The 22,514-nt window shown below is 69.2% G+C and carries 21 protein-coding genes; 15 read left to right on the top strand and 6 right to left on the bottom strand.

The window, feature by feature from the left end; genetic code table 11:
• Window positions 1-89: 89 nt before the first annotated feature.
• Entirely contained in the window at window positions 90-1,547 is a 1,458-nt protein-coding gene (locus ABZX79_RS25620; RefSeq protein ID WP_355262108.1) for a menaquinone biosynthesis decarboxylase, read from the top strand.
• Window positions 1,544-2,446 carry a menaquinone biosynthesis prenyltransferase MqnP gene (gene mqnP, locus ABZX79_RS25615; RefSeq protein ID WP_355262105.1) on the top strand — a complete coding sequence of 301 codons (903 nt, stop codon included), beginning with the start codon at window positions 1,544-1,546 and terminating at the stop codon, window positions 2,444-2,446. The genes ABZX79_RS25620 and mqnP overlap by 4 nt, the downstream gene beginning before the upstream one ends.
• Here mqnP and ABZX79_RS25610 read toward each other — a convergent pair.
• Window positions 2,436-3,035: a rhomboid family intramembrane serine protease gene (locus ABZX79_RS25610; protein WP_355262102.1), complete on the bottom strand. Its 600-nt coding sequence runs from the start codon at window positions 3,033-3,035 to the stop codon at window positions 2,436-2,438. The genes mqnP and ABZX79_RS25610 overlap by 11 nt on opposite strands.
• Before the next feature lie 101 nt (window positions 3,036-3,136).
• Between ABZX79_RS25610 and ABZX79_RS25605 the strand changes: the two genes are divergently transcribed.
• The 8 genes from ABZX79_RS25605 to ABZX79_RS25570 all read left to right on the top strand — a co-directional run bounded on the left by ABZX79_RS25605 (window position 3,137) and on the right by ABZX79_RS25570 (window position 9,867).
• A complete protein-coding gene (locus ABZX79_RS25605; RefSeq protein ID WP_355262099.1) occupies window positions 3,137-3,805 on the top strand; it encodes a UbiX family flavin prenyltransferase in 669 nt (222 codons plus the stop codon).
• 119 nt (window positions 3,806-3,924) lie between these two features.
• On the top strand, window positions 3,925-4,380 hold the full coding sequence (locus ABZX79_RS25600) for an Lrp/AsnC family transcriptional regulator (RefSeq protein WP_069927547.1): 456 nt from the start codon (window positions 3,925-3,927) through the stop codon (window positions 4,378-4,380).
• Between the two features lie 49 nt (window positions 4,381-4,429).
• A complete protein-coding gene (gene mqnE, locus ABZX79_RS25595) occupies window positions 4,430-5,593 on the top strand; it encodes an aminofutalosine synthase MqnE (protein ID WP_215136535.1) in 1,164 nt (387 codons plus the stop codon).
• Between the two features lie 75 nt (window positions 5,594-5,668).
• The gene (locus tag ABZX79_RS25590) at window positions 5,669-6,352 is read left to right on the top strand and encodes a UdgX family uracil-DNA binding protein (RefSeq protein WP_355262095.1); all 684 of its coding nucleotides are present in this window, start codon (window positions 5,669-5,671) and stop codon (window positions 6,350-6,352) included.
• Between the two features lie 19 nt (window positions 6,353-6,371).
• A complete protein-coding gene (locus tag ABZX79_RS25585; RefSeq protein ID WP_355262092.1) occupies window positions 6,372-6,896 on the top strand; it encodes a GNAT family N-acetyltransferase in 525 nt (174 codons plus the stop codon).
• Window positions 6,897-6,996: 100 nt separating this feature from the next.
• The gene (locus ABZX79_RS25580) at window positions 6,997-7,287 is read left to right on the top strand and encodes a DUF4229 domain-containing protein (RefSeq protein ID WP_355262089.1); all 291 of its coding nucleotides are present in this window, start codon (window positions 6,997-6,999) and stop codon (window positions 7,285-7,287) included.
• Window positions 7,288-7,682: 395 nt separating this feature from the next.
• Window positions 7,683-9,074, top strand: a complete 1,392-nt coding sequence (locus tag ABZX79_RS25575; RefSeq protein WP_355262086.1) for a dicarboxylate/amino acid:cation symporter — start codon at window positions 7,683-7,685, stop codon at window positions 9,072-9,074.
• A gap of 160 nt (window positions 9,075-9,234) precedes the next feature.
• A complete protein-coding gene (locus ABZX79_RS25570) occupies window positions 9,235-9,867 on the top strand; it encodes a TetR/AcrR family transcriptional regulator (protein WP_355262273.1) in 633 nt (210 codons plus the stop codon).
• Here the strand turns inward: ABZX79_RS25570 and ABZX79_RS25565 are convergent.
• Complete coding sequence (locus ABZX79_RS25565) at window positions 9,844-10,713, bottom strand: MaoC/PaaZ C-terminal domain-containing protein (protein WP_355262083.1); 870 nt, start codon at window positions 10,711-10,713, stop codon at window positions 9,844-9,846. The genes ABZX79_RS25570 and ABZX79_RS25565 overlap by 24 nt on opposite strands.
• 71 nt (window positions 10,714-10,784) lie before the next feature.
• Here ABZX79_RS25565 and ABZX79_RS25560 point away from each other — a divergent pair, with 71 nt between their 5' ends.
• Entirely contained in the window at window positions 10,785-12,701 is a 1,917-nt protein-coding gene (locus ABZX79_RS25560; protein ID WP_355262080.1) for an AMP-dependent synthetase/ligase, read from the top strand.
• A gap of 512 nt (window positions 12,702-13,213) precedes the next feature.
• Here the strand turns inward: ABZX79_RS25560 and ABZX79_RS25555 are convergent.
• Both ABZX79_RS25555 and ABZX79_RS25550 read right to left on the bottom strand, forming a co-directional pair.
• On the bottom strand, window positions 13,214-14,446 hold the full coding sequence (locus tag ABZX79_RS25555; protein ID WP_355262077.1) for a lipase family protein: 1,233 nt from the start codon (window positions 14,444-14,446) through the stop codon (window positions 13,214-13,216).
• A gap of 768 nt (window positions 14,447-15,214) precedes the next feature.
• The gene (locus tag ABZX79_RS25550) at window positions 15,215-15,808 is read right to left on the bottom strand and encodes a TetR/AcrR family transcriptional regulator (RefSeq protein ID WP_355262075.1); all 594 of its coding nucleotides are present in this window, start codon (window positions 15,806-15,808) and stop codon (window positions 15,215-15,217) included.
• Window positions 15,809-15,884: 76 nt separating this feature from the next.
• On the opposite strand from ABZX79_RS25550, the gene ABZX79_RS25545 reads away from it, so the two are divergent.
• Entirely contained in the window at window positions 15,885-16,301 is a 417-nt protein-coding gene (locus ABZX79_RS25545) for a VOC family protein (protein WP_355262072.1), read from the top strand.
• Between the two features lie 65 nt (window positions 16,302-16,366).
• On the opposite strand, the gene ABZX79_RS25540 is transcribed toward ABZX79_RS25545, so the two are convergent.
• Window positions 16,367-17,413, bottom strand: coding sequence for an AraC family transcriptional regulator (locus tag ABZX79_RS25540; RefSeq protein ID WP_355262069.1), 1,047 nt, complete (start codon window positions 17,411-17,413; stop codon window positions 16,367-16,369).
• 95 nt (window positions 17,414-17,508) lie between these two features.
• On the opposite strand from ABZX79_RS25540, the gene ABZX79_RS25535 reads away from it, so the two are divergent.
• On the top strand, window positions 17,509-19,278 hold the full coding sequence (locus ABZX79_RS25535; protein ID WP_355262066.1) for an AMP-dependent synthetase/ligase: 1,770 nt from the start codon (window positions 17,509-17,511) through the stop codon (window positions 19,276-19,278).
• A 100-nt stretch (window positions 19,279-19,378) separates the two neighbouring features.
• Here the strand turns inward: ABZX79_RS25535 and ABZX79_RS25530 are convergent, their stop codons facing one another.
• Complete coding sequence (locus ABZX79_RS25530) at window positions 19,379-19,582, bottom strand: cold-shock protein (RefSeq protein ID WP_003984261.1); 204 nt, start codon at window positions 19,580-19,582, stop codon at window positions 19,379-19,381.
• A 341-nt stretch (window positions 19,583-19,923) separates the two neighbouring features.
• Between ABZX79_RS25530 and ABZX79_RS25525 the strand changes: the two genes are divergently transcribed.
• Window positions 19,924-20,787, top strand: a complete 864-nt coding sequence (locus tag ABZX79_RS25525) for a menaquinone biosynthesis protein (RefSeq protein WP_355262061.1) — start codon at window positions 19,924-19,926, stop codon at window positions 20,785-20,787.
• A gap of 70 nt (window positions 20,788-20,857) precedes the next feature.
• Window positions 20,858-22,474, top strand: coding sequence for a serine/threonine-protein kinase (locus ABZX79_RS25520; protein ID WP_355262058.1), 1,617 nt, complete (start codon window positions 20,858-20,860; stop codon window positions 22,472-22,474).
• Window positions 22,475-22,514: the final 40 nt, after the last annotated feature.

The raw sequence follows: 22,514 nt of genomic DNA, 5'->3' as shown, positions 1-22,514 counted from the left end.
AGAAGCAAGCCCCCAGAACGCGGACCGCGGGGCGCCGTAGACGGCCCCGGTGACGGGCCAAGCGTAGTGCGTACCGGATACTGGACCGCATGGCTTACGACGATCTTCGCTCCCTGCTCCGGGCGCTGGAGCGCGAGGGCGACCTCAAGCGCATCAAGGCCGAAGTCGATCCGTACCTGGAGGTCGGGGAGATCGTCGACCGGGTGAACAAGGCGGGTGGCCCGGCGCTTCTCTTCGAGAACGTCAAGGGCTCGTCGATGCCCCTGGCTATGAACGTCTTCGGGACGGACCGCCGGCTGTTGAAGGCGCTGGGGTTGAAGTCTTACGACGACATCCGGGACAAGATTGGCGGGCTGCTGAAGCCCGAGCTTCCGCATGGGTTTGTGGGGGTACGGGAGGCTTTCGGCAAGCTCGGCTCGATGGCGCACGTGCCGCCGAAGAAGGTCAAGTCCGACGCGGCGCCGGTGCACGAGGTCGTGCTCACTGGTGATGACGTGGATCTGGACCGGTTGCCCGCGCTGTTCACCTGGCCGGAGGACGGCGGGTCCTTCTTCAACTTGGGGCTTACGCATACCAAGGATCCGGAGTCGGGGATCAGGAACCTGGGGCTGTACCGGCTCCAGCGGCACGACAAGCGCACCATCGGTATGCACTGGCAGATCCACAAGGACAGCCGGAACCACTACCAGGTGGCGGCCCGGCGGGGTGAGAGGTTGCCGGTTGCCATCGCTTTCGGTGCGCCGCCGGCCGTGACGTACGCGTCTACTGCTCCGCTGCCGGGTGACATCGACGAGTACCTCTTCGCGGGCTTCGTGTCGGGCAAGCGCATCGAGATGGTCGACTGCAAGACGGTCCCGCTCCAGGTCCCGGCGCAGGCCGAGGTCGTACTGGAGGGGTGGCTGGAGCCGGGGAAGATGTTGCCGGAGGGGCCCTTCGGGGACCACACCGGTTTCTATACGCCGCAGGAGGACTTCCCGGCGCTGACGATCGACACGGTGACCATGCGGCGGCGTCCGCTGCTCCAGTCGATCGTGGTGGGGCGGCCGCCGACGGAGGACGGGCCGCTGGGGCGGGCCACGGAGAGTTTCTTCCTGCCGCTGCTGAAGATCATCGTTCCGGACATCGTGGACTACCACCTGCCGGAGGCGGGCGGCTTCCACAACTGCGTCATCGTGTCGATCGACAAGAAGTACCCGAAGCACGCGCAGAAGGTCATGCACGCCATTTGGGGCGCGCACATGCTCTCGTTGGAGAAGCTCATTGTCGTGGTCGACAAGGACTGCGATGTGCACGACTACCACGAGGTGGCGTGGCGGGCGCTGGGGAATGTGGACTACTCCCGTGACCTCACTGTGGTCGAGGGTCCGGTCGATCATCTTGATCATGCGTCTTACCAGCAGTTCTGGGGCGGCAAGGCGGGGATCGACGCCACCAAGAAGCTGCCCGAGGAGGGCTACACCCGGGACGGTGGCTGGCCGAACATGGTCGAGTCGGACCCCGGCACGGCCGAACGGGTGACGAAGCGCTGGAAGGAGTACGGGCTGTGAGTAGTGCTGCGGCGGCGGTCCCGCAGGTCGGCAGGACCCGGGCGTTTCTCCGGCTTGTGATGATCGAGCACTCGGTCTTCGCGCTGCCCTTCGCGTACATCGCCGCCCTCACCGCGATGTTCCAGCTGGACGGAAACATCCACTGGGGCAAGCTGCTGCTCGTCACCATCGCCATGGTCGGGCTGCGTACGTTCGCGATGGCGTGCAACCGGATCATCGACCGCGAGCTCGACGCCCGTAACCCCCGTACCGCCAACCGCGAGCTGGTCACCGGCGCCGTCTCGGTCAGGTCGGCGTGGACGGGCGCGCTCGTTGCCGTGGTGATATTCCTTGGCGCCGCGGCCGCGCTGAACCCGCTGTGCCTGGCGCTGGCGCCGGTCGCGGTCGTCCCGATGGTGGTCTATCCGTACGGGAAGCGCTTCACGAACTTCCCGCACGCCATTCTGGGCTTCGCCCAGGCCATGGGCCCCGTCGGCGCCTGGCTCGCGATCACGGGGGAGTGGTCCTGGGACGCGGTGATACTGGGTCTCGCTGTCGGTATCTGGATCGGCGGGTTCGATCTGATCTTCGGCAGCCAGGACGTCCAGGCGGACCGCGCCGAGGGCGTGAAGTCCGTACCGGCGCGCTTCGGCGTCCCGGCCGCGCTGTACGGCGCGCGGGCGTGCCACGCGGTGACGACCGTGCTGTTGGTCTGGTACGCGCTGGCCACCGGCGCGGGGGTGTTCTTCTGGGCGGGACTCGTGGTGGTGGTTGTGGCGTTTCTTTACGAGCACACGATTGTGAAGCCGCATGATCTGTCCCGGCTGAACCGGGCGTTCTTCTCGACCAATGGGTTTATTGGGATCGCGCTGTTCGGATGCGCGCTGATGGACCTGCTGGTGCGCGGCCTCACCGTGTGAGGGCCGGCGCCCTGTGCCGGCGGAAGAGGAACGCGGCCAGCACGCCGCCGATCAGGCCGAAGAGATGGCCCTGCCAGCTGATGGCGGTGTTCGAGGGGAGCACTCCCCAGAGCAGCGAGCCGTAGACCGCGCCCACCAGCAGGCCTATGACGACGTCGACGGCGTTGCGGTCGACGAAGCCGCGGACCAGCAGGTAGCCGAAGAGGCCGAACACGACCACCGACGCACCCGCCGTGTTGGAGTAGTCGGGCGCCGTGAGCCAGACGCCCAGGCCGCCGACGAGGATGATCGTGAGGACGACGGCGAGGAAGCGGCGAATCCCGCTCAGGGCGGCCAGGAAGCCGAGGATGAGCAGCGGGACCGTGTTCGACGCGAGGTGGTCGAAGCCGTGGTGGAGGAATGACATCGGGAGTACGTCGCGCAGCTCGGTGAGGTCGCGTGGACTCAGCCCGTACGTGGTGAGGGCGCCGGTCGCCGCGTCCAGCGCCTCCAGGATCCACAGCAGCGCGACCCAGCCGAGCATCACCGCGGCGGCGGTCTTGGCCCGGTCGCTCCCGCTTCGGCTCTCTTCAACGGTGGTTGATCGCATGGCGTCCCCCTGCGGTACGTGCGGCCTGTGCGGCCTGTCAGTGGAACGTCCGGGGCACCTGACTCGGTTCCGCGACGCGGCGCCCGGATAAGGTCGGGCACGTGGAGTCAGGACAGGTACGCAGGCCGTGGGTCGTCGGGGTTTCCGGGGCGTCGGGTACGCCGTACGCCGCCGCCGTGCTGCGCGGGTTGCTGGACGCGGGCGAGAGCGTGGACCTGGTGGTCAGCCGGGCGTCGCGGCTGACGCTGCTGGACGAGACGGGGATCGCGTTCCGGGACGCGCACTGGCAGGAAGACCTGCGGACCTGGCTCGCGCGCGGCGCGGACGGGAAGCCGGACACGTTCGTGGCCGATGTGGGTGACGTGCGTTATTGGGCTGCTGGGGACCTGGCCGCCGGGCCTTCGTCGGGCTCGTACCCGGCAAAGGGGATGCTGATCGTGCCGGCGTCTACGGCCAGTGTTGCCGGGGTGGCGCTGGGGCTGTCGAAGGATCTGTTGCAACGGGTGGCGAGCGTGACGCTCAAGGAGCGGCGCAGGCTGGTGGTGGCGGTGAGAGAGACGCCGCTGAGCGGGCAGACCCTCAGGCACATGGTGGCGCTGGACGAGGCGGGCGCCGTGGTGCTGCCGGCCTCCCCGGCGTTCTACGCGGGGGCGACGCACATCCAGGATCTGGTGGACTTCGTGGCGGGGCGGGTGCTGGACGCGGCGGGGGTGCCGCACAGCTTGTACCGCCGCTGGGAAGGTGAGCTCGGTGGTTCCCGTAAGGACTAGCGGCGGACTGCACGCTCTGTTTGATCATCTGAAAGAATTTGCGGGGCGTTGAGCCCTGCGCGCCTTAGATTGCACACATAAGCTCGCGGTACAGCTGAACAATGGAAGGCTTCAGGCATATGGACGCCGTGGACAGGCAGCTCATCCAGGCTCTCAGGGAGAACGGCAGGGCCTCGTACGCCGAACTCGGCCGGCTCGTCGGGCTCTCGGGGCCCAGCGTGACCGACCGCATCAACCGTCTTGAGGCGGCCGGTGTCATCACCGGTTACCGCGCGACGGTCGACGCGAAGTCGCTCGGGCTCGGCGTCACGGCGCTGATCGGCATCTCGCTGTCGGACGCGGCGGACCACGAGGACGTGGCGCGCAGGCTGCGCGATCTCGCGGAGATCGAGGACTGCTGGTTCATCGCGGGCGACGACTCGTACATGCTCAAGATCCGGGCGGGGGATGTCGACGGCCTGGAGAAGACGATCCGGCGGCTGTCCGGGACGCGGGGTGTCTCACGGACGCGGACGACCATTGTTCTGTCCACGAAGTGGGAGAACCGGGTCGGGGAACTGCCGGAAGAAGGCTAGGCGTACCGTGTGGGGGGCTGATTCGTAGACAAATGGGAGGCGGCCGGAGATGGACGACGGACTCAAGCGGGAGCTGGAGCAGAAGGTCCGGGCGGGCGAGCGACTGACCCGCGAGGACGGCATCGCCCTGTACGAGTCCGACGACCTGGCCTGGCTGGGCGGCCTCGCCCATGAGGTGCGTACGCGCAAGAACGGCGACGTGGTCCACTTCAACGTCAACCGTCACCTCAACATGACGAACGTGTGCACGGCGTCGTGCGCGTACTGCTCGTTCCAGCGCAAGCCGGGCGAGAAGGACGCGTACACGATGCGCATCGAGGAAGCCGTCAAGCTCGCCAAGGCGATGGAGAACGAGAACCTCACCGAGCTGCACATCGTCAACGGCCTCCACCCCAGCCTCCCGTGGCGCTACTACCCGCGCTCTCTGAGCGAGCTGAAGAAGGCGCTGCCGAACGTCTCGCTGAAGGCGTTCACGGCGACGGAGATCCACCACTTCGAGACCGTGTCGGGCATGTCGGCCTCCGAGATCCTGGACGAGCTGATCGAGGCGGGGCTCGAGTCCCTGACCGGTGGCGGCGCCGAGATCTTCGACTGGGAGGTCCGGCAGCACATCGTCGACCACAGGACTCACTGGGAGGACTGGTCGCGCATCCACCGGCTCGCGCACGAGAAGGGGCTGAAGACCCCCTCGACCATGCTGTACGGGCACATCGAGGAGCCGCGCCACCGCGTGGACCACGTGCTGCGGCTGCGCGAGCTCCAGGACGAGACCGGCGGCTTCCAGGTCTTCATCCCGTTGCGCTACCAGCACGACTTCGAGGACATGAAGGACGGCAAGATCCGCAACCGCCTTCAGGCCCGTACGACGATGGCGAGCGGCGTGGACGTGCTGAAGACGTTCGCGGTGTCGCGGCTGCTCTTCGACAACGTTCCGCACGTCAAGGTCTTCTGGGTCATGCACGGCGTGCAGACCTCGCAGCTCGCGCTCCAGCACGGGGCGGACGACATGGACGGCTCGGTCGTCGAGTACAAGATCACGCACGACGCGGACAACTACGGCACGCCGAACAAGCTCGGCCGTGAGGACCTGCTGGAGCTGATCCGGGACGCGGGCTTCCGCCCGGTGGAGCGGAACACCCGGTACGAGATCATCCGCGAGTACCCGGGGCCGGAGGCGGACCGGCGCGAGTCGCCGCAGGCTATGCGGGTCTGACGGTCGGGTGAGTAGTTATGGGTGATTTGGGGACTTTTCTGGTGTGACGTGCGGTCCGGGGGGTACCCGGGCCGCATGGCAAGTCGCACCGAGCCCCCTGCGCCTCCTGCGCCTCCTGGCGAGTCGCCCGAGGACGCGTACACCGCCGAGCCCTTCCTTCCCGGCGGCCGCGCCGGACTGCCCGGGCTCCGCAAGGCGGCGGCCGGCTGCCGCGGCTGCCCGCTGCACCGCGAAGCCACCCAGACGGTCTTCGGCGCCGGGTCCGACCACGCCCGGGTCCTGCTGCTCGGCGAGCAGCCGGGCGACCAGGAGGACCGGCAGGGCCAGCCGTTCGTCGGGCCTGCCGGCAAGGTGCTGACGCGGGCCCTGGACGAGGCCGGGATCGATCCGGACGACACGTACGTCACCAATGCCGTCAAGCACTTCAAGTTCGAGATCGTCGCCGAGCGCGGCAAGCGCCGGATCCACAAGTCGCCCAATCTGCGCGAGATGACGGCGTGCAAGCCGTGGCTGGACGCCGAGCTGAAGGTGGTCGACCCCGAGATCATCGTGGTGCTGGGAGCGACCGCCGGGAAGGCGCTGCTCGGGCCCTCGTTCCGGGTGACCAAGCAGCGCGGGATGCTGCTGCCGATGGAAGGGCGCGGGGAGAGCGTGGTCGCCACCATCCACCCGTCGGCGGTGCTGCGCGCCGACGACCGTGAGGCGGCGTATCAGGGGCTGGTGTCCGACCTGCGGATAGCCGCGCAGGCGCTGAGTTGATCCGTTTATCGTCGAAAGCATGCCGCTGACCTTCGAACTCGATCCGCAGATCGGCCCCGGCCTTGGTGACGGCGTCCTCGCTCTGTGGGTGGACGTCTCCAACGCGGGCGGCGCCGTCGGATTCGTACCGCCTGTGATCGCCGACGACGTACGGCCCGAGTGGGTCAAGCACCTCACCGCCATGAGGGAAGGCCGTACGCGGCTGCTCGTCGGGTACGACGAGGAGGGCGCCGTCGCCGCGACGGCCTTCATCACGCACAACACCCACCGGCTGATGACGCACTGGGTGTGGCTCTACACGGTGATGGTCCACCCCGCCCAGCAGGGCAAGGGGTACGGGCGCGACCTGATGGCCGCGACGGAGACGGCGGTGCGCGGCTTCGAGGGCATCGACGCGATACGGCTGACCTGCCGCGGCGGCACCGGAGCGGACCGCTTCTACGGGTCCTGCGGTTACAAGGAGGTCGGGCGCGTACCCGGCGCGATCCGCGTCGCTCCGGGGGACGACCGCGACGACATCGTGATGGTGCGGCAGCTGGGGTGACGCCGGCGGGTGCCGGAATGACAGGGGCGCGGTCGGCACTTTGGGGGCCTGTGCTTGACTGGTAGCGACCCTTTAGGTGCCGTTGAGAAGAAGGTCCCCCGTGAGCACCAAGCACGCAACGATCCGCTACACCGCCATGCGCCTGGGCGTCTTCGTCGGCTGCTTCTTCGCCATCTGGGGCCTGGTCCACTTCGGCGTGCTGCCGGCCGGCCTGGGCGACTCCAACCTGCTGTGGGTCCTGATGCTCGCCATCGTCGTCTCCGCGCCCCTCAGCTTCGTGCTGCTGCGCAAGCAGCGCGACGCGATGTCGGAGCGGATCGTCGCGCGCGTGGACAGCGCGAAGGCCAAGCTGGAGTCGAACCGCAAGCAGGAGGACGGCCTGACGCAGTAAGGGCCGCGTCAGGGCGTTAGGTACGTCACATACGACACTCCCTTCCGCACCCCGGTCCCGGACACCCGTCCTGGGCTGGGGTGTTGGCGTTCGCGGGGCGCGGCGGGACGGGGCGTCGGCGTACGCACCCAAAGAAGAGCTTTGATGTTCCCAAAGTACAAGTGTTAACGTTCTCAGCATGAAGACAGCAGCTGCGCACTCCCCTGACATGAGCGTCCCGCTCGTGCTTGTGGCGCGCCTGCATGTCGATCTCTGCCGCTGCATGTCCGCGGCCTGTCGCCGCCACATCTGACATCAGAAGCGACATCACGCAGCGGCGACCGCCCACAGCTTCAGCACGTCCCGTGCAGCTCACGGCCGCCGCACCCCCGTCCCCGCAACAACGGAGTGTGCCCGTGTCCGCGAACTCCGCGACCACGCCCGACAACGTGCCCGAGAAGCAGAAGACCCGCTTCCGGATATCCGACAAGTTCCCCTTCTGGGCTCAGATCGTCACCGGTCTGGTCCTCGGTGTCCTGCTCGGCTGGCTCGCCCGCAGCCAGGACATCAGCTGGCTCAAGACGACGCTGGAGCAGGTCGGCGGCATCTTCGTCCAGCTGCTGAAGCTGGCCGTCGCGCCGCTCGTCTTCTTCGCGATCCTGGTGTCGATCACCAACCTGCGCAAGGTCAACAACGCCGCCAGGCTCGCCTCGCGCACGCTGCTCTGGTTCATGATCACGTCGCTGATCGCGGTCGCCATCGGCATCGCGATCGGCCTGCTCACCAACCCGGGCGCCGGTACGGGCCTGACGCCGAAGAACGGCAAGCTGCCTGAGGGCTCGGGCTCCTGGATCGACTTCCTGACCGGCATCGTGCCGACGGACGTCATCACGCCGTTCACTGAGCTGAACGTGCTTCAGATCGTCTTCATGGCCGCGGTCGCCGGTATCGCCGCCCTTCAGCTCGGGGAGAAAGCCGAGCCGATCCTCAAGCTCAGCAACTCGGTCCTGGAGCTGCTCCAGAAGGCCCTGTGGTGGGTCATCCGCCTCGCGCCCATCGGTACGGTCGGCCTCATCGGCTTCGCCATCGCGGACTACGGCTGGGACCTGATCAGCAAGTACGCGACCTTTACGGCCGACGTCTACATCGGTTGCGCGCTGGTGATGTTCGGCGTCTACCCGCTGCTGCTCGCGACGGTCGCCAAGGTCAACCCGCTCCAGTTCTTCAAGGGCGCCTGGCCGGCCATCCAGCTGGCCTTCGTCTCCCGCTCTTCGGTGGGGACGATGCCGGTCACGCAGCGGGTCACCGAGCGGCTGGGTGTGCCGAAGGAGTACGCGTCGTTCGCCGTTCCGTTCGGCGCCACGACGAAGATGGACGGCTGCGCCGCGATCTACCCGGCGCTCGCCGCGATCTTCATCGCGCAGATCTTCGACGTACAACTCGGCATTCAGGACTACCTGCTGATCGCCTTCGTGTCGGTCATCGGCTCGGCGGCCACCGCCGGTCTGACGGGCGCGACGGTCATGCTGACGCTGACTCTCTCCACGCTGGGTCTCCCGCTGGAGGGCGTGGGCCTGCTGATGGCGATCGACCCGATCCTGGACATGGTGCGGACCGCGACGAACGTCGCGGGGCAGAGCCTGGTGCCGGTCATCGTCGCGGCCCGCGAGAAGATCCTCGACCACGATGCGTACAACTCGGCTTCGTCCTCGCCGGTCGACGGGTACGACGGGTACGACAAGGACGACAAGGTGCGTGACGACGCGCGTGACGCGGAGCAGAAGGACGCTGTGCCGGTCCCCGCGTAACGGTTTCAAGTGCCCCCGGACGCCTTGCGTTCGGGGGCATTTCGGTTTGTGGGGGGCGGGAGCGCCGTACGCTTACCGGGGAGTAGGCCGCGGTATGCGGTGAGCCGCGCTGCGTGGTGGGAGGATCTGGGTCGTGGGTGGTGCTGTGAAGGGCAAGCGGATGCCGCGTGCCGTGCGCGAGCAGCAGATGATGGACGCTGCCGTGCAGACCTTCGGGCAGCGGGGCTACCGGGCCGCGTCGATGGATGAGATCGCCGAGCTGGCCGGGGTCTCCAAGCCGCTCGTCTACCTGTATCTGAACTCCAAGGAAGAGCTGTTCACGGCCTGCATCCGGCGCGAGGCGAGTGCGCTTGTCGCAGCGGTACGGGCCGGAGTCGAGCCAGGGGTGCCTGCCGACCGTCAGCTGTGGGACGGGCTGCGGGCGTTCTTCACGCACACCGCGGAGAACCCGGACGGCTGGGCTGTGCTGCAGAATCAGGCGCGTACGCACGGGGAGCCGTTCGCCGACGAGGTGGCGGCGATGCGCGCGGAACTCGTCACCTTCGTGACCTACCTGATCGGCTCCGCCGCGCGCGAGGCGGACTGCGACTCGGAACTGGCCGAGCGGGAAGTGGCGGGCCTCGCCCATGCGCTGGTGGGAGCCGCCGAGTCGCTCGCCGGGTGGGGGAACGGCACGCCGGGCGTCTCCGCGAAGGAGATGGCCGCGACGCTGATGAACTTCGCCTGGGCGGGGCTGGAGAACCTCATGAACGGGCAGCGGTGGGCGCCTTCATCGCGCGCATCTCGTGCGTGAGCCGTCCGATCGTGTTCCCGTGAGGTGGATGCGGCCGTCCTGGCCACGCAGTTGGAACATGCCTCCCGCCGCCGCGTAGGTGACTGCGGCAGGGAGCAGGACCGGCGCCCTGAAGTCGGCCCGTACGGACGTCTCGTCGGCGGGATTCAGCTCGGCGACGCAGCGGGCGAACGTCCACATGCCGTGCGCGATGGCGCGCGGGAAGCCGAAGAGCTTCGCCGTCAGAGGGTGCAGATGGATGGGGTTGAGGTCCCCGGACACGAGACCGTAGCGGCGGCCCAGGTTGCCGGATACGTCCCAGGTGGTGACGGCGGGGAGCGGGGCGTGCTGGTGCTGGTGCTTGGGCTGGTGCTGCTGATTCATCGTCAGGCTGTGGGCGCCGGGTTTGCTTTCGGTGGGGTGGCGGGCCAGGTACGTGCTGCGCGACTCCCAGACCAGGGCGCCCGCCAGGCGCGCCTCGGTGACCATGGTGACCTCGGTGCCGCGCCGGTGGGGACTCAAGTGGTCGGCGTACACGGTCAGTTCGGGACGATCGTCCGGGTGCATGGCGCGGTGGCGGGTGATGGCGATGCTCGTGTGGACCAGGCCGGTGAGTGGCAGGGGAAAGGCGCGCCGCGTCATCACGCGCAGCGCGAGGGGGAAGGCGATGACGTGCGGGTAGGTGAGCGGCAGCGGGTCGGTGCAGGGGAAGCCGCAGATGCGGGCGTACGCCGCCAACTGGCCGTGGTCGATGAACGCGTGGGCGAGCGTGAGCCGGGTGGTGGGGAGGGAGGTGGTGGGAGAGACCTTGCGCTTGAGGGGGGATGTGAGTGCCCCGAGTGCGAGGAGTGGTACGAGCGAGGTCATTGTCCAGACTCCCTGCGCAGTCGTAGATTTACTCCGGAGTAAGGTTACTCAAGGGTCAGGAGTAGGTCGAGATGATGCACCTCGCGCCCGAGCCAAAGGCAGTTTCCGTACAGCAGCGCAGCCCCGACAAGACCCGCGTGGACGGCGTCGTGCGGGAGGTGTCCGTGCCGGCGCTCGTGCCACCCGTACGGCGCGGATCGCTCGCCGACATCCCGTTCGACAACGCCCGCGAGGCCCCGGCCGACCCCGTACTCGGCATCAAGCAGAGCGACGGCATCTGGCGTGACATGACAGCGGCCGAGTTCGCCGCCGATGTGCTCGCGGTGGCGAAGGGGCTGATCGCGGAGGGGCTGCGGCCCGGCGACCGGATCGCGATCATGTCCCGTACGACGTACGAATGGACGCTGCTCGACTTCGCCGCCTGGGCGGCGGGCCTGGTCACCGTCCCCATCTATCCCACGTCCTCCGCCTTCCAGGCGCGCTGGATCCTCCAGGACTCGGGCGCGGTCGCCTGTGCCGTCGAGAGCGCCGAGCAGGCCAGGGTCGTCAGCCACGAGCGGCAGAACCTCCACGACCTGGCGCACCTCTGGGAGTTCGACACGGGTGCGGTCGACCGGTTGCGGGCGGCCGGCAGGGCCGTTCCCGTCCCCGACGCGGTCGTCACCGCGCGCCGAGCCGGCCTCGCGCCGGATTCGATCGCCACCTTCATCTACACGTCGGGTACGACCGGCCGCCCCAAGGGCTGCGTCCTCACCCATGCCAACTTCTTCGCCGAGGTCGACAACGCGATCGAGCTGCTGCACCCCGTCTTCAAGTCGGTGAGCAAGGAGCCGGCGTCCACATTGCTGTTCCTGCCGCTGTCGCACGTCTTCGGGCGGATGGTCGCGGTCGGCTGTCTGCGGGCACGGGTGCGGCTCGGTCACGCGCCCAGCATTCAGACCGATGATCTGCTGGCCGATCTCGCCGCCTTCCGCCCGACCTTCCTGCTGGCCATTCCGTACGTACTGGAGAAGGTCTACAACACCGGCCGCGCGACCGCCGAGAAGATGGGCCGCGCCTCGTCGTTCGACCGCGCGTCCCGGATCGCGCAGCGGTACGGGCAGGCGGTGGAGGCACAGGAGCACGGGAAGGGTGGCGGGCCGGGGTTGGGGCTTCGGGCGGCCCGTGCGCTCTACGATCCGCTGGTCTACCGGCGGATCAGGGCGGCGCTGGGCGGCAAGGTGAAGTACGCGATCTGCGGCGGCTCACCGCTCGGGCGGCGCCTCGCGTCGTTCTACGCGGGCGCCGGTATCGAGATCTTCGAGGGGTACGGACTGACGGAGACGACGGCGGCTGCGACCGTGACCCCGCCGCTCAAGCCCCGCCTCGGCACGGTCGGCTGGCCGCTGCCGGGTACGGGGGTACGTATCGGCGACGACGGGGAGGTGCTGCTGCGCGGCGGTCAGGTCTTCGGCGGCTACTGGGACCGGGAGCGGCAGGCGCCCGTGGACGTGACGCGGGGCGGGGGCTGGTTCGCGACGGGCGATCTGGGGGCGCTCGACGAGGACGGGTATCTGACCATCACCGGCCGCAAGAAGGACATCATCATCACGTCGGCGGGCAAGAACGTCGCCCCCGCGCCCCTGGAGGACTGGCTTCGGGCGCATCCACTGGTGGGGCAGTGCCTGGTGCTGGGGGACAACCGCCCGTACATCACGGCCCTGTTGACGCTGGAACCGGACGGTCTGGGGCACTGGCGCCAGATGACGAAGAAGCAGGACGTCCCGCTGCGCGAGCTGGTCGACGACGAGGAGCTGCGGGCCACGCTGCAGCGGGCGGTCGACGAGGCGAACCGGCTGGTGTCGCGGGCGGAGTCGATCCGCCGGTTCGCGGTGCTGCCGGTCGACTTCACGGAGGAGAACGGGTACTTGACGCCGTCGCTGAAGCTTAAGCGGGCGGCGATCGTACGGGACTTCGGGGAGGAGATCGCGGGGTTGTACGGGCGGTGAGGGGGGGAGCTGGGCGGGGAGGGGGCGGCGAGCGTACTTGGGACAGCTCGCAGCTTGATGTACTTGGGTGCCACAGCCGCCGCCTGTGCCGCCGCGTTCACTTTCGGCACTGCCCCTGCCCACGCGGCGGGGTACGTATTCGAGGCCGATTCGGTCGGGCTGGCCACCGAGACCGAGTTCCACCAGGACGGTGAGATCCTGCGCGGCTGGGATATGAAGCCGGACGGCCACGGCGTGGCCGCCCAGTGGCGCTACAACTTCTCGTCCGTGACTCACTCCTATTCATGCCAAAGGGCACGAAGCTGCAGATCCGCTCCTGCCTTCAGGACGGGTCCAGTGGGACGCCGTGGAACTGTGGTGGGTGGGAGTACGCCCAGGCGTGACGCTTCGGTTGCGTGAAGCGTTTGCGTGAAGCGTGAAGCGTGAAGCGTGAAGCGTGAAGCGTGAGGCATGAAGAGGGGCGCCCGGGATGCGGGCGCCCCTCGCTGTTGTCCCCTCGCTGTTCGCTGTGATTACTGGCAATTCCCCTGGGTCGGTTTGCCCGCGAAACGCTCGTCCAGCCAGTCCATCGCCGGGAACGCGCCGACGGTTACCCCGCCGATGTGCCCGAGGAGGGGATGGGAGCGCCACTGGACGTTCGCGCCCCTGCCGCACCAGTCGGCACGCAGCTGCTTGCCGACGGAGTACGGGATCAGCTCGTCGAGGCCGCCGTGGTAGAGGTACACGGGGTGGTCGGGGGCACGCGTGCCGACGTTCGATTCGTTGAGCCGCTGCTGCCAGTCGGGCTGGTCCAGCGGGTTCGTGACGGTGACGTCGGAGATGCGCTGGAAGAGGCCCGCGACGGTGTCGACGGCGACGCAGTTCTTCTTCATGAAGTCGACGAAGACTCGCCCCTTGGTGTTGAGGTACTTGTCGAGCTCCAGCTCGGGGAACGCGGCGTTCTGGCCGGTGGCCGCCATGAGGATCAGGCCGGCACCGATGTTGCCGTCGTTGAAGTCGGCGACTTCGAGGAGGTCGGCCGGTACGCCGCCGGTCGCCGTGCCCTTGACGTTGAGCTCGGGGGCGTACGAGTCGTGGAGTTCGGCGGCCCAGCTGGAGGCCTGGCCGCCCTGGGAGTACCCCATGATGCCGACGGGGGAGTCCGCGCTCAGACCCGCTTCCGGGTGGCGGAGGGCGGCGCGAGCGGCGTCGAGGACGGCGTGGCCCTCGGCGCGGCCGACGGTGTACGTGTGGTCGCCGGGTGTGCCGAGGCCTTCGTAGTCGGTGACGACGACGGCCCAGCCGCGCTGGACGGCTTGGTTGATGAGGCTGGCCTCGGTCGTCTTTCCGTGGGGGAACCCGGCGCTCGGCGCGCACTGATCGGCGAGCCCGACGGTCCCGACGGCGTACGTGACGAGCGGGCGCGGCCCGGTGCGGCCGTCCTTGGGAACGATGACGGTGCCGGAGACGACGTTGGGGGCGCCCTTGGCGGTGGTGGAGCGGTAGGTGATGTGCCAGGCGTTGGTGTGGGTGGGCTGGTTGGGGAGGGGGTGGAAGGAGGTGGGGGCGGAGGTGAGGAGGTCGCCGGGGGCGGTGGGGGTGGCGGCGGCCGATGCGGTGGCGGTGGCCGGTGGGGTGGCGGTGGCGGTGGCGGTGGCGGTGGCGGTGGCGGTGAAGGTGAGGGCGGCCAGGGCGGTGAGGGTGGCTACCGCTCTGGCCCGGAGACGATTGCGGTTGCGGTTGCGGCTGCGGCTCATGTGACTCATACGGCTCTCCCAACGTGCCGAGGGGGGCTGGGGTCGTTGCCGAGACGGTAGTGACTGACCGGTAGGTATGGAGCTGACCGGGAAGCTCAGCTTTGCTGACCCCGGATATCAACGGCGCAGGAGCGAAGCAGGGACGCGGAGGAGGTGGCGAGCCACTGGGGAGCCACTCGGGGCGGGGCCGGGGGCTTCGGTTGCTTCTGCTGGTGGGGCCGCCCTTTTCGGGAGTGTGGCGGTTCCGGGGCGGGTGTAAAGGGCGCTCCTGCGTCGCGTCGCCTGCGGCGATTACGCTCCGCTCCACCCTTGACACCCGCCCCTCCACCGCTGGTTCTTTACGGGGGGCGGCCCCCGGGGGCGGGCCCGGCGCAAGCTGATCTGCTGGCTCGGCTTTCGCTGCCGAGTGGCGGGTGTGTGGGTGGGGCGCGGAAGGTTGAGGGGGTGGTGCGGCCCCTGGCTCGGCGGGTGCGGCGACGGCCGTTGGTGCGACACCCCCATTCCGGACGCACACGACCACCCGCGACGGCAGACGGCCGCGCAGTCGGGTCGACCTGCGGACCGGACGGTGCTCGGGTTGGGCGCGACAGTTCAATGGGGCGACTCGGGCCGGTTCAGCGTCCACCCCCGTTCGGTGACCAGCCGAACCTCAAGCACGTTGCTGATGTGGGCTCGTGGGCCGAAACGCTCCTGTGATGACGGAAGCGGTACGGCTGGGACTGGTGGGGCTGAAGAGGTGCCGGAATTCACCAAGTGCGGGGTTAATCGCATGACACGTCAGCCGGTCCGCAGGCCTTGGAGGAGTTGCCCCAGCGCGGATGTGGTGTGAGCGAGGTCTTCGGGGTCGGAGGAGGAGGCCAGCCACAGGGCCGCGTCGTTCATCGCCCCTGACAGCAGATGGGCCAGCGGGGCGACCGGCTGTGGGGCGATGACCCCTGCGTCGATGAGGGAGGTCAACGCGTCGGCGAGGTGGCGGGCCGAGTTCGCCTCGTCCATCGCCCGCCATTGGCTCCACCCCAACACGGCAGGGCCGTCGACGAGCATGATCCGTTGGACGCCTGGATCGGTGGTCGAGGCGAGAAATTCCTGGCAGCCGGCCGTCAGTTGAGTCCAGGGATCGTCATGGGCGTCGGCGGCCGCAGCTACCCGCCGGCCCACCTCCTGCTGCAACTCCTCGAGGATGGCGCGGAAGAGATCCGCTTTGCCGGTGAAGTGGTGGTAGAGCGCACCCTTCGTCACTTCGGCTGCCTGGACGATCTCCGCCAGGCCCACCGCGCCGTAACCCCTGTCGGCGAACAGGCGCCTGCCCTCCCGCAACAACGCCTGCCTGGTGTGCTCCCGTTGCTGTGCCCGGATGCCGTGCTGCCCCATCGCACTCCTCGTTGACATACCGACGGTACGCAAATACCTTCATTCGCATACCGATGGTATGCGAAGGGGTGCAGGCATGAAACTGACCGGCTTCTATCCCGTGATCGGCACGGCGAAGCTGCAAGCGTCCCGCGACTTCTACACCCGGCTGCTGGGCTTCGAGACGACGTTCGAGGCCGACTGGTATGTCAGCCTGCGGCGACCGGGAGATCCGGAGTACGAACTCGCCCTCCTCGACCACACGCACCCAACCATTCCCGACGGTTACCGCGTCCCTGCGCAGGGGCTGCTGCTCAACTTCGAAGTGGAGGACGTGGATGCGGAATGGGACCGGCTCGTTATTCGTGAAGGGCTGCACCCCGTCCTCGAACTCCGCAGTGAGGAATTCGGACAGAGGCACTTCATCGTGGCCGACCCCAATGACGTCCTGATCGACGTCATCACGCCCATCGCCCCCACCGGCGAATTCGCCCAGCAGTACGTCAATAGCTGAGCCTGAAGGGCGCAGAAGCAACCAACGCCCCGGGACGCGCCCCACGCCCCTTACGCCTCGCGGTGTTACTTCGGGTGGGTCCTGTCCGCCGCTTCGGTGGCCGCGTCCGGCGTCCCCACCCGGTACGCCCCCGGTGTCGTCCCCGTCCAGCGGCGGAACGCGCGGTGGAAGGACGTGTCCTCGGAGAAGCCGAGTCTCGCTGCCAGTTCCGCGATCGGTTCGCGGCCCTCTGCCAGGCCCGCGATGGCCGCGTCGCGGCGTACCGCGTCCTTCAGCTGCTGGAAGGACGTCGACTCCTGCTGAAGGCGGCGCCGCAGTGTCGCCGGGCTGACCGCCAGGCGGGTCGCCGTCTCGCCGAGGGACGGGAGGCGGGGGGAGGCGCGCAGCGACTGGGCCAGGGTGTGGCGGACCTGTTCGGCCACCGTCGTGCCGTACTCGCGGCGGCTGAGGAGTTCGAAGGGGGCACGTCCCAGCATCGCGTGCAGTTCCGCCTCGTCCCGTACGAGCGGGGCGGCGAGCCAGTGCGCGTCGAAGCCGGCGGCCGTACGGTCGGTGCCGAAGTGGACCGGGCAGCCGAAGAGGCTCTCGTACTCGTCCTTGTGCGGGGGCGGCGGGTAGGGGAAGTCGGCCCAGCGCAGGGGGATGCGGCGGCCTATCAGCCAGCTGCACAGCCGGTGCCAGATGATCAGCAGGCACTCGGTGAGGAACCGGTCCTCGTCGCGGTCCGGGGCGATGCGGACGGTGAACACCGCCTCGCTTCCCGCCCGTCGCAGTCCGAGGTCCGGACCACCGGGGAACAGGCCGTAGAAGGCCGTTCCGCGCTCGACCGCCGCCCCCAGGTCCCGGCAGCCCAGCGCGGCGTAGCACATCATCGCGAACGTGCCCGGCCTGCTCGGTACGGAGGCCAGCCCCAGGAACTCGTCCTGCGTGGCCCGATACAGCGCCCGGAACAGGCCCGCGAACTGCGCGGCCGTGACCCGCGCCCGGTCGTCGCCCAGGAGCAGCGGCGGGATGTTGCCCGCCTGGAGCAGCGGCACCGTGTCGATGCCACGGCGCTCGGCGCCGCGCAGCACAGCCCGTACATGGTGCACGGTGATCGTCCGCTTCGCCATGGTCCACGACGGTAGCGGGGATGAGCGGCGAGGTCAGTGGTGGTGACGTTTCCCGTCATCCCCCGCGGCCTCCGCTCGTACCTACCGTCGGGCGCATGAGTCGCATCAGTGGAACTCGACGGCCAGAGACGCTCGCGGTGTTCACCGAGTGGGCGGGCCAGCGGTACGGCGATCATCCGGCGCTGCGGGCGAAGGGCATGGCGCCCGTCTCGTACGCCGAACTGCGCGACACCGTCCGCGAGATCGCGTGCGGACTGATCGGACCCGGCGCCGGTGTCGGGCCGGGCGACCGTGTGGCGATCCTCTCCGACACCCGCGTCGAGTGGACGTACGCGCACTTCGCCGTCTTCGCGGCGGGCGCGGTCGTCGTACCCGTCTATCCGACGGCGGGCGACGAGGAGCTCGCCTGGGTCCTCGCCGACTCCGGCGCCACGGTCGTGATCTGCGAGAACGCCGAGCGGGCCGCGCGGGTGGCGGGCGTACGCGCCAAGACCCCGGCCGTCCGGCACGTCGTCCTGATGGACGAACTCCGCGCGCTGCCCGGCCCGGCCGCCACCGTGGAGGAATCCGTCGAGGTACTCGGCGCGCGGGCCGGCGCCGTCTTGGACAGCGATCTGGCCTCGATCGTCTACACGTCGGGGACCACGGGGCTCCCCAAGGGCTGCTGCCTCACCCACGGCAACTTCGGGGCCGTGCTCGAAGCCAACCTGGACGTGATTCACGGTGCGCCGGGGGACCGCACGTACCTCTATCTGCCGCTCGCCCATCTCCTCGCCCAGCTCATCGAGTTCACGACCCTGCTGTACGGCGGCGAGCTCCGCTACTTCGGCGGCCGCATCGAGGACGTCGTGAGCGAGCTGGCCGAGGTGCGGCCGACGCATCTGCCGTCCGTTCCACGGCTGTTCGAGAAGGTGCACTCGGTGGTGCTGTCGCTGGCCGAGTCGCAGGAGGGCGGGCGCGAGCGGTTCGAGGAGGCGGTACGGATCGGGGTGCTGGCGGCGGAGGGGCGGCTGCCGGAGGAGCTTGCGGGGGCGTACGAGGAAGCCGACCAGCGGCTGTACAGCCTGGTCAGGGACGTCTTCGGCGGTCAGTTGCGCTGGGCGCTGACCGGGGGAGCCCCCATCGCCCCGCAGACCATGGACTTCCTGCGGGCCTGCGGCATCCAGGTCTTCGAGGGGTACGGGATGACCGAGTCGGGCGGGGTCATCTCGCTCAACCACCCGGGCGCTGTCCGTTACGGTACGGTCGGCCGGCCCATCGCGGGCTGCGAGGTCCGGATCGCGGACGACGGTGAGGTGCTGGCGCGCGGCCCCATGGTCTTCCCCGGCTATTACGGCGACGGGGACGAGGCCGCTGCCGCGACGCGCGAGACGGTCGACGTGGACGGCTGGCTGTACACGGGGGATCTCGGCGCGCTGGACGCGGACGGGTATCTCAAGATCACCGGGCGCAAGAAGGACTTGATCATCACTTCCGCCGGTAAGAATCTCACTCCGTCGCTGGTCGAACAGGCCGTCCAGCAGCAGTCGCCGCTCATCTCGCACGTGGTGATGGTGGGCGACCGTCGTCCGTACCCCGTCGCGCTGATCACCCTCGACGCCGAGGAGGTCGCCGGGTGGGCGGCCCGCGCGGGGCGCGATCCCAGCGACCCCGGTGACCGCGACGCCCTCCGGGCCCTGGTCCAGGAGGCGGTCGACGCTGCGAACGCGCGGGTCTCGCGGCCGGCGCGGATCCGCGCCTTCGCCGTACTCGACGAGGACTTCACGGTGGACAGCGGCGTACTGACGCCGACGCTGAAGGTCCGGCGGCGGGCGGTCGTCGAGCGGTACGCCGCCGAGGTAGAGGCGCTGTACGACGCCGGGTGACCCGTGCCTTCCTGTTCGTGCACAGGCAGGAGCCCCGCTCCTTGGGAACGGGGCTCCTTGGGTACTGCTACTTCGACCGCGATCGGGTCGGACCGGGCAACTAGACCGGGGTGACGTTCTCCGCCTGCGGACCCTTCGGGCCCTGCGTGACATCGAAGTTCACCTGCTGGTTTTCCTCAAGCGAGCGGAAACCAGACGCGTTGATCGCGGAGTAGTGGACGAAGACATCCGGGCCGCCGCCGTCCTGGGCGATGAAGCCGAAGCCCTTTTCAGCGTTGAACCACTTGACGGTTCCGGTAGCCATAAGCCCTCCTATGGGCCAAAGGGTTGCCCTGCTCCAGAACCTGCAAAGAAGTCTGAAAACTACAAAAGCCTGCGGGTCACATGCTCCGCAGGCTCTGTACTGCAAGGGAAACCAAACTGCAACTTGCGGCGAGCGTAGCACGCACTCTCAGGAGAGTGGAAGAGGGAAAGATCACGTCACCCGGAAGTTTGACGGCGTCTTCCAGCAGGCCTTTCGCAGTCAATGCGGAGGTCTCCCGAGAGGCTTCCCGAGAGGTCTCCGGTGATCTTCGGCAGTGGCCCCCGACTCGCCCCGGCGGCCCCGGCGTCGGGCTCGGCGGCGGACAGGTCTAGCCTCACGATGTGGACAATTCAACTGCTGTCGACCACCGTCGCAGCCGGCCACGTGTCGGCCACATCCAGTTCCTGAACTGCCTGCCCCTCTACTGGGGGCTGGCCCGTACCGGAGCGCTTCTCGACTTCGAGCTGTCCAAGGACACCCCCGAGCGGCTCAGCGAGCAACTGGTGCGCGGCGATCTCGACATCGCGCCCGTCACCCTCGTCGAGTTCCTGCGCAACGCCGACGATCTCGTCGCCTTCCCCGACCTCGCGGTCGGCTGCGACGGCCCCGTCATGTCGTGCGTGATCGTTTCCCAGGTGCCGCTGGAGCAGCTCGACGGAGCCCGGGTCGCGCTCGGTTCGACCTCGCGTACGTCGGTGCGCCTGGCGCAGCTGCTGCTGGCCGAGCAGTACGGCGTACAGCCCGACTACTACACGTGTCCGCCCGACCTCGGGGTGATGATGCAGGAGGCGGAAGCGGCCGTGCTGATCGGTGACGCGGCGCTGCGGGCCGCGCTGCACGACGCGCCCCGGCTCGGCCTCCAGGTCCACGACTTGGGGCAGATGTGGAAGGACTGGACAGGGCTCCCGTTCGTCTTCGCGGTGTGGGCGGCGCGCAAGGACTACCTCGCGCGTGAGCCGGACGTCGTGAAGAAGGTCCACGAGGCGTTCCTGACCTCCCGCGATCTGTCCCTGGAGGAGGTCGGCAAGGTCGCCAAGCAGGCCGCCCGCTGGGAGGTCTTCGACGCGGAGCTGCTGGAGCGCTACTTCACGACGCTGGACTTCCGCTTCGGTGCCGAGCAGCTCGCGGGCGTACGGGAATTCGCGCGCCGGACCGGCCCGACGACCGGGTTTCCGGCCGACGTGACGGTTGAACTGCTCGGCTGACCACCTCGCCCCCTAGGCTGCTGGCGACAGCAGGCAGTCGGCAGTTGGTGGTACGGGGGAGGACGAGGGCATGCAGCCGCTCGACGCGGGTGATCCGCAGACCGTCGGCGCGTACCGGATCCTCGGCAGGCTGGGCGCCGGCGGCATGGGCCGCGTATATCTGGGGCGCAGCGCGGGTGGACGTACGGTCGCGGTCAAAGTCGCGCATCCGCACTTCGCGCTCGACGACGAGTTCCGTGCCCGCTTCCGGCGCGAGGTGGCGGCGGCCCGGAAGGTGGGCGGCGACTGGACGGCGCCCGTGCTGGACGCGGACCCTGATGCCCCTGTGCCCTGGGTGGCCACCGGGTACGTTGCCGGGCCCACGCTGACGGAGGCCGTCGCCGACGCCGGGCCGCTGCCCGCGTACGCGGTGCGCGCTCTGGGCGCGGGGCTCGCGGAGGCGCTGAGCGCGGTGCACGGGCTCGGTCTCGTACACCGGGACGTGAAGCCGTCGAACGTCATGCTGACGCTGGACGGGCCCCGGCTGATCGACTTCGGCATCGCGCGCGCCACCGACGGCACCGCGTCGCTCACCTCCACCGGCGTGTCCATCGGCTCGCCCGGCTACATGTCGCCCGAGCAGATCCTCAGCAAGGACGTGACGGGCGCGGCCGACGTCTTCTCGCTGGGTGCGGTGCTGGCGTACGCCGCGCTGGGCGAGGCACCGTTCCCCGGCGACTCCTCGGCGGCGCTGCTCTACAAGGTGGTGCACGAGGAGCCGCGGCTGGACGGGCTGGACGCGCTCGACGGTGAACTGCGCGAGGTGGTCGGCGCCTGCCTGGCGAAGGAGGCGGCGGACCGGCCGTCCCCGGAGGACGTGGCGCGGCGGCTCGCGCCGGGCGGGGCCGCGCGGTTGGTGGCGGCGGGGTGGCTGCCGGGGCCGCTGGTCGAGAGGGCGGGGCGGGCGGCGGTGCGGCTGCTCGACCTGGAACCGGCGACGGCGCCGCCGGGGGATTCGGGGCCGGTGCCGTTCAGCAGCCCGGCGGTGGGCATGTTCGGGCCGCCGCCGGCTTCCTTCGGGGGCGGGAGCGGGAGTGGGGGCGTGGGCCTGGGCAGTGGGACCGCGACCGCGACCGATTCGGCGGGCCGCGTTTCGTTCTCGCTGACCACCGAGAACTCCGCCCCCGACGACCGGGGCCGCGGCCGCCGCAGGAGCTGCACGGTGGTTCTCGCCGTCGCGGGGGCACTGGCAGTGGTGACGGTGGGCGGCTCGATCTACCTGGGCGGGCTGTCCGGCGACGACTCCAACGCCGAGAAGGACAGCGGCGGCCAGGACACTCTCCCCGCCGCGCCGGCCGGCGTGCCCGAGGCCTTCACCGGCACGTGGGAGGGAAGCGTCACGGCGGGCGGCGTCGCCAGCCAGTACTCCGTCAAGATCAGCGGCGGAACGAAGGGCGAGGACGTGGCCCGTACGACGAACACCTTCGGCCCGCTCAAGTGCAACGGCCTGGGCGAACTGTCCTCCGTGACCGCGACCAGGCTCCGCATCACCGACCGCGCCGACCCGTCCCGCCCTTCCACCCCCGGCTGCGCGAGCGGCACCGTACAGGTCACGTACACGCTGGAGAAGGACGGCACGCTGACCGTCAGGGCGCAGGGCACGGGAACCGGAAACCCGGCGGGTTCACTGCGCCGTCTGGACCGCTGACAGGGGCCCCCGCTGCCGGCGGTCCGACGCGGCGGACCGG

This window comes from Streptomyces sp. NPDC002994 (assembly GCF_040611155.1).
Classification (GTDB): Bacteria; Actinomycetota; Actinomycetes; order Streptomycetales; family Streptomycetaceae; genus Streptomyces.
This window is presented reverse-complemented; position numbering and strand designations above follow the sequence as displayed.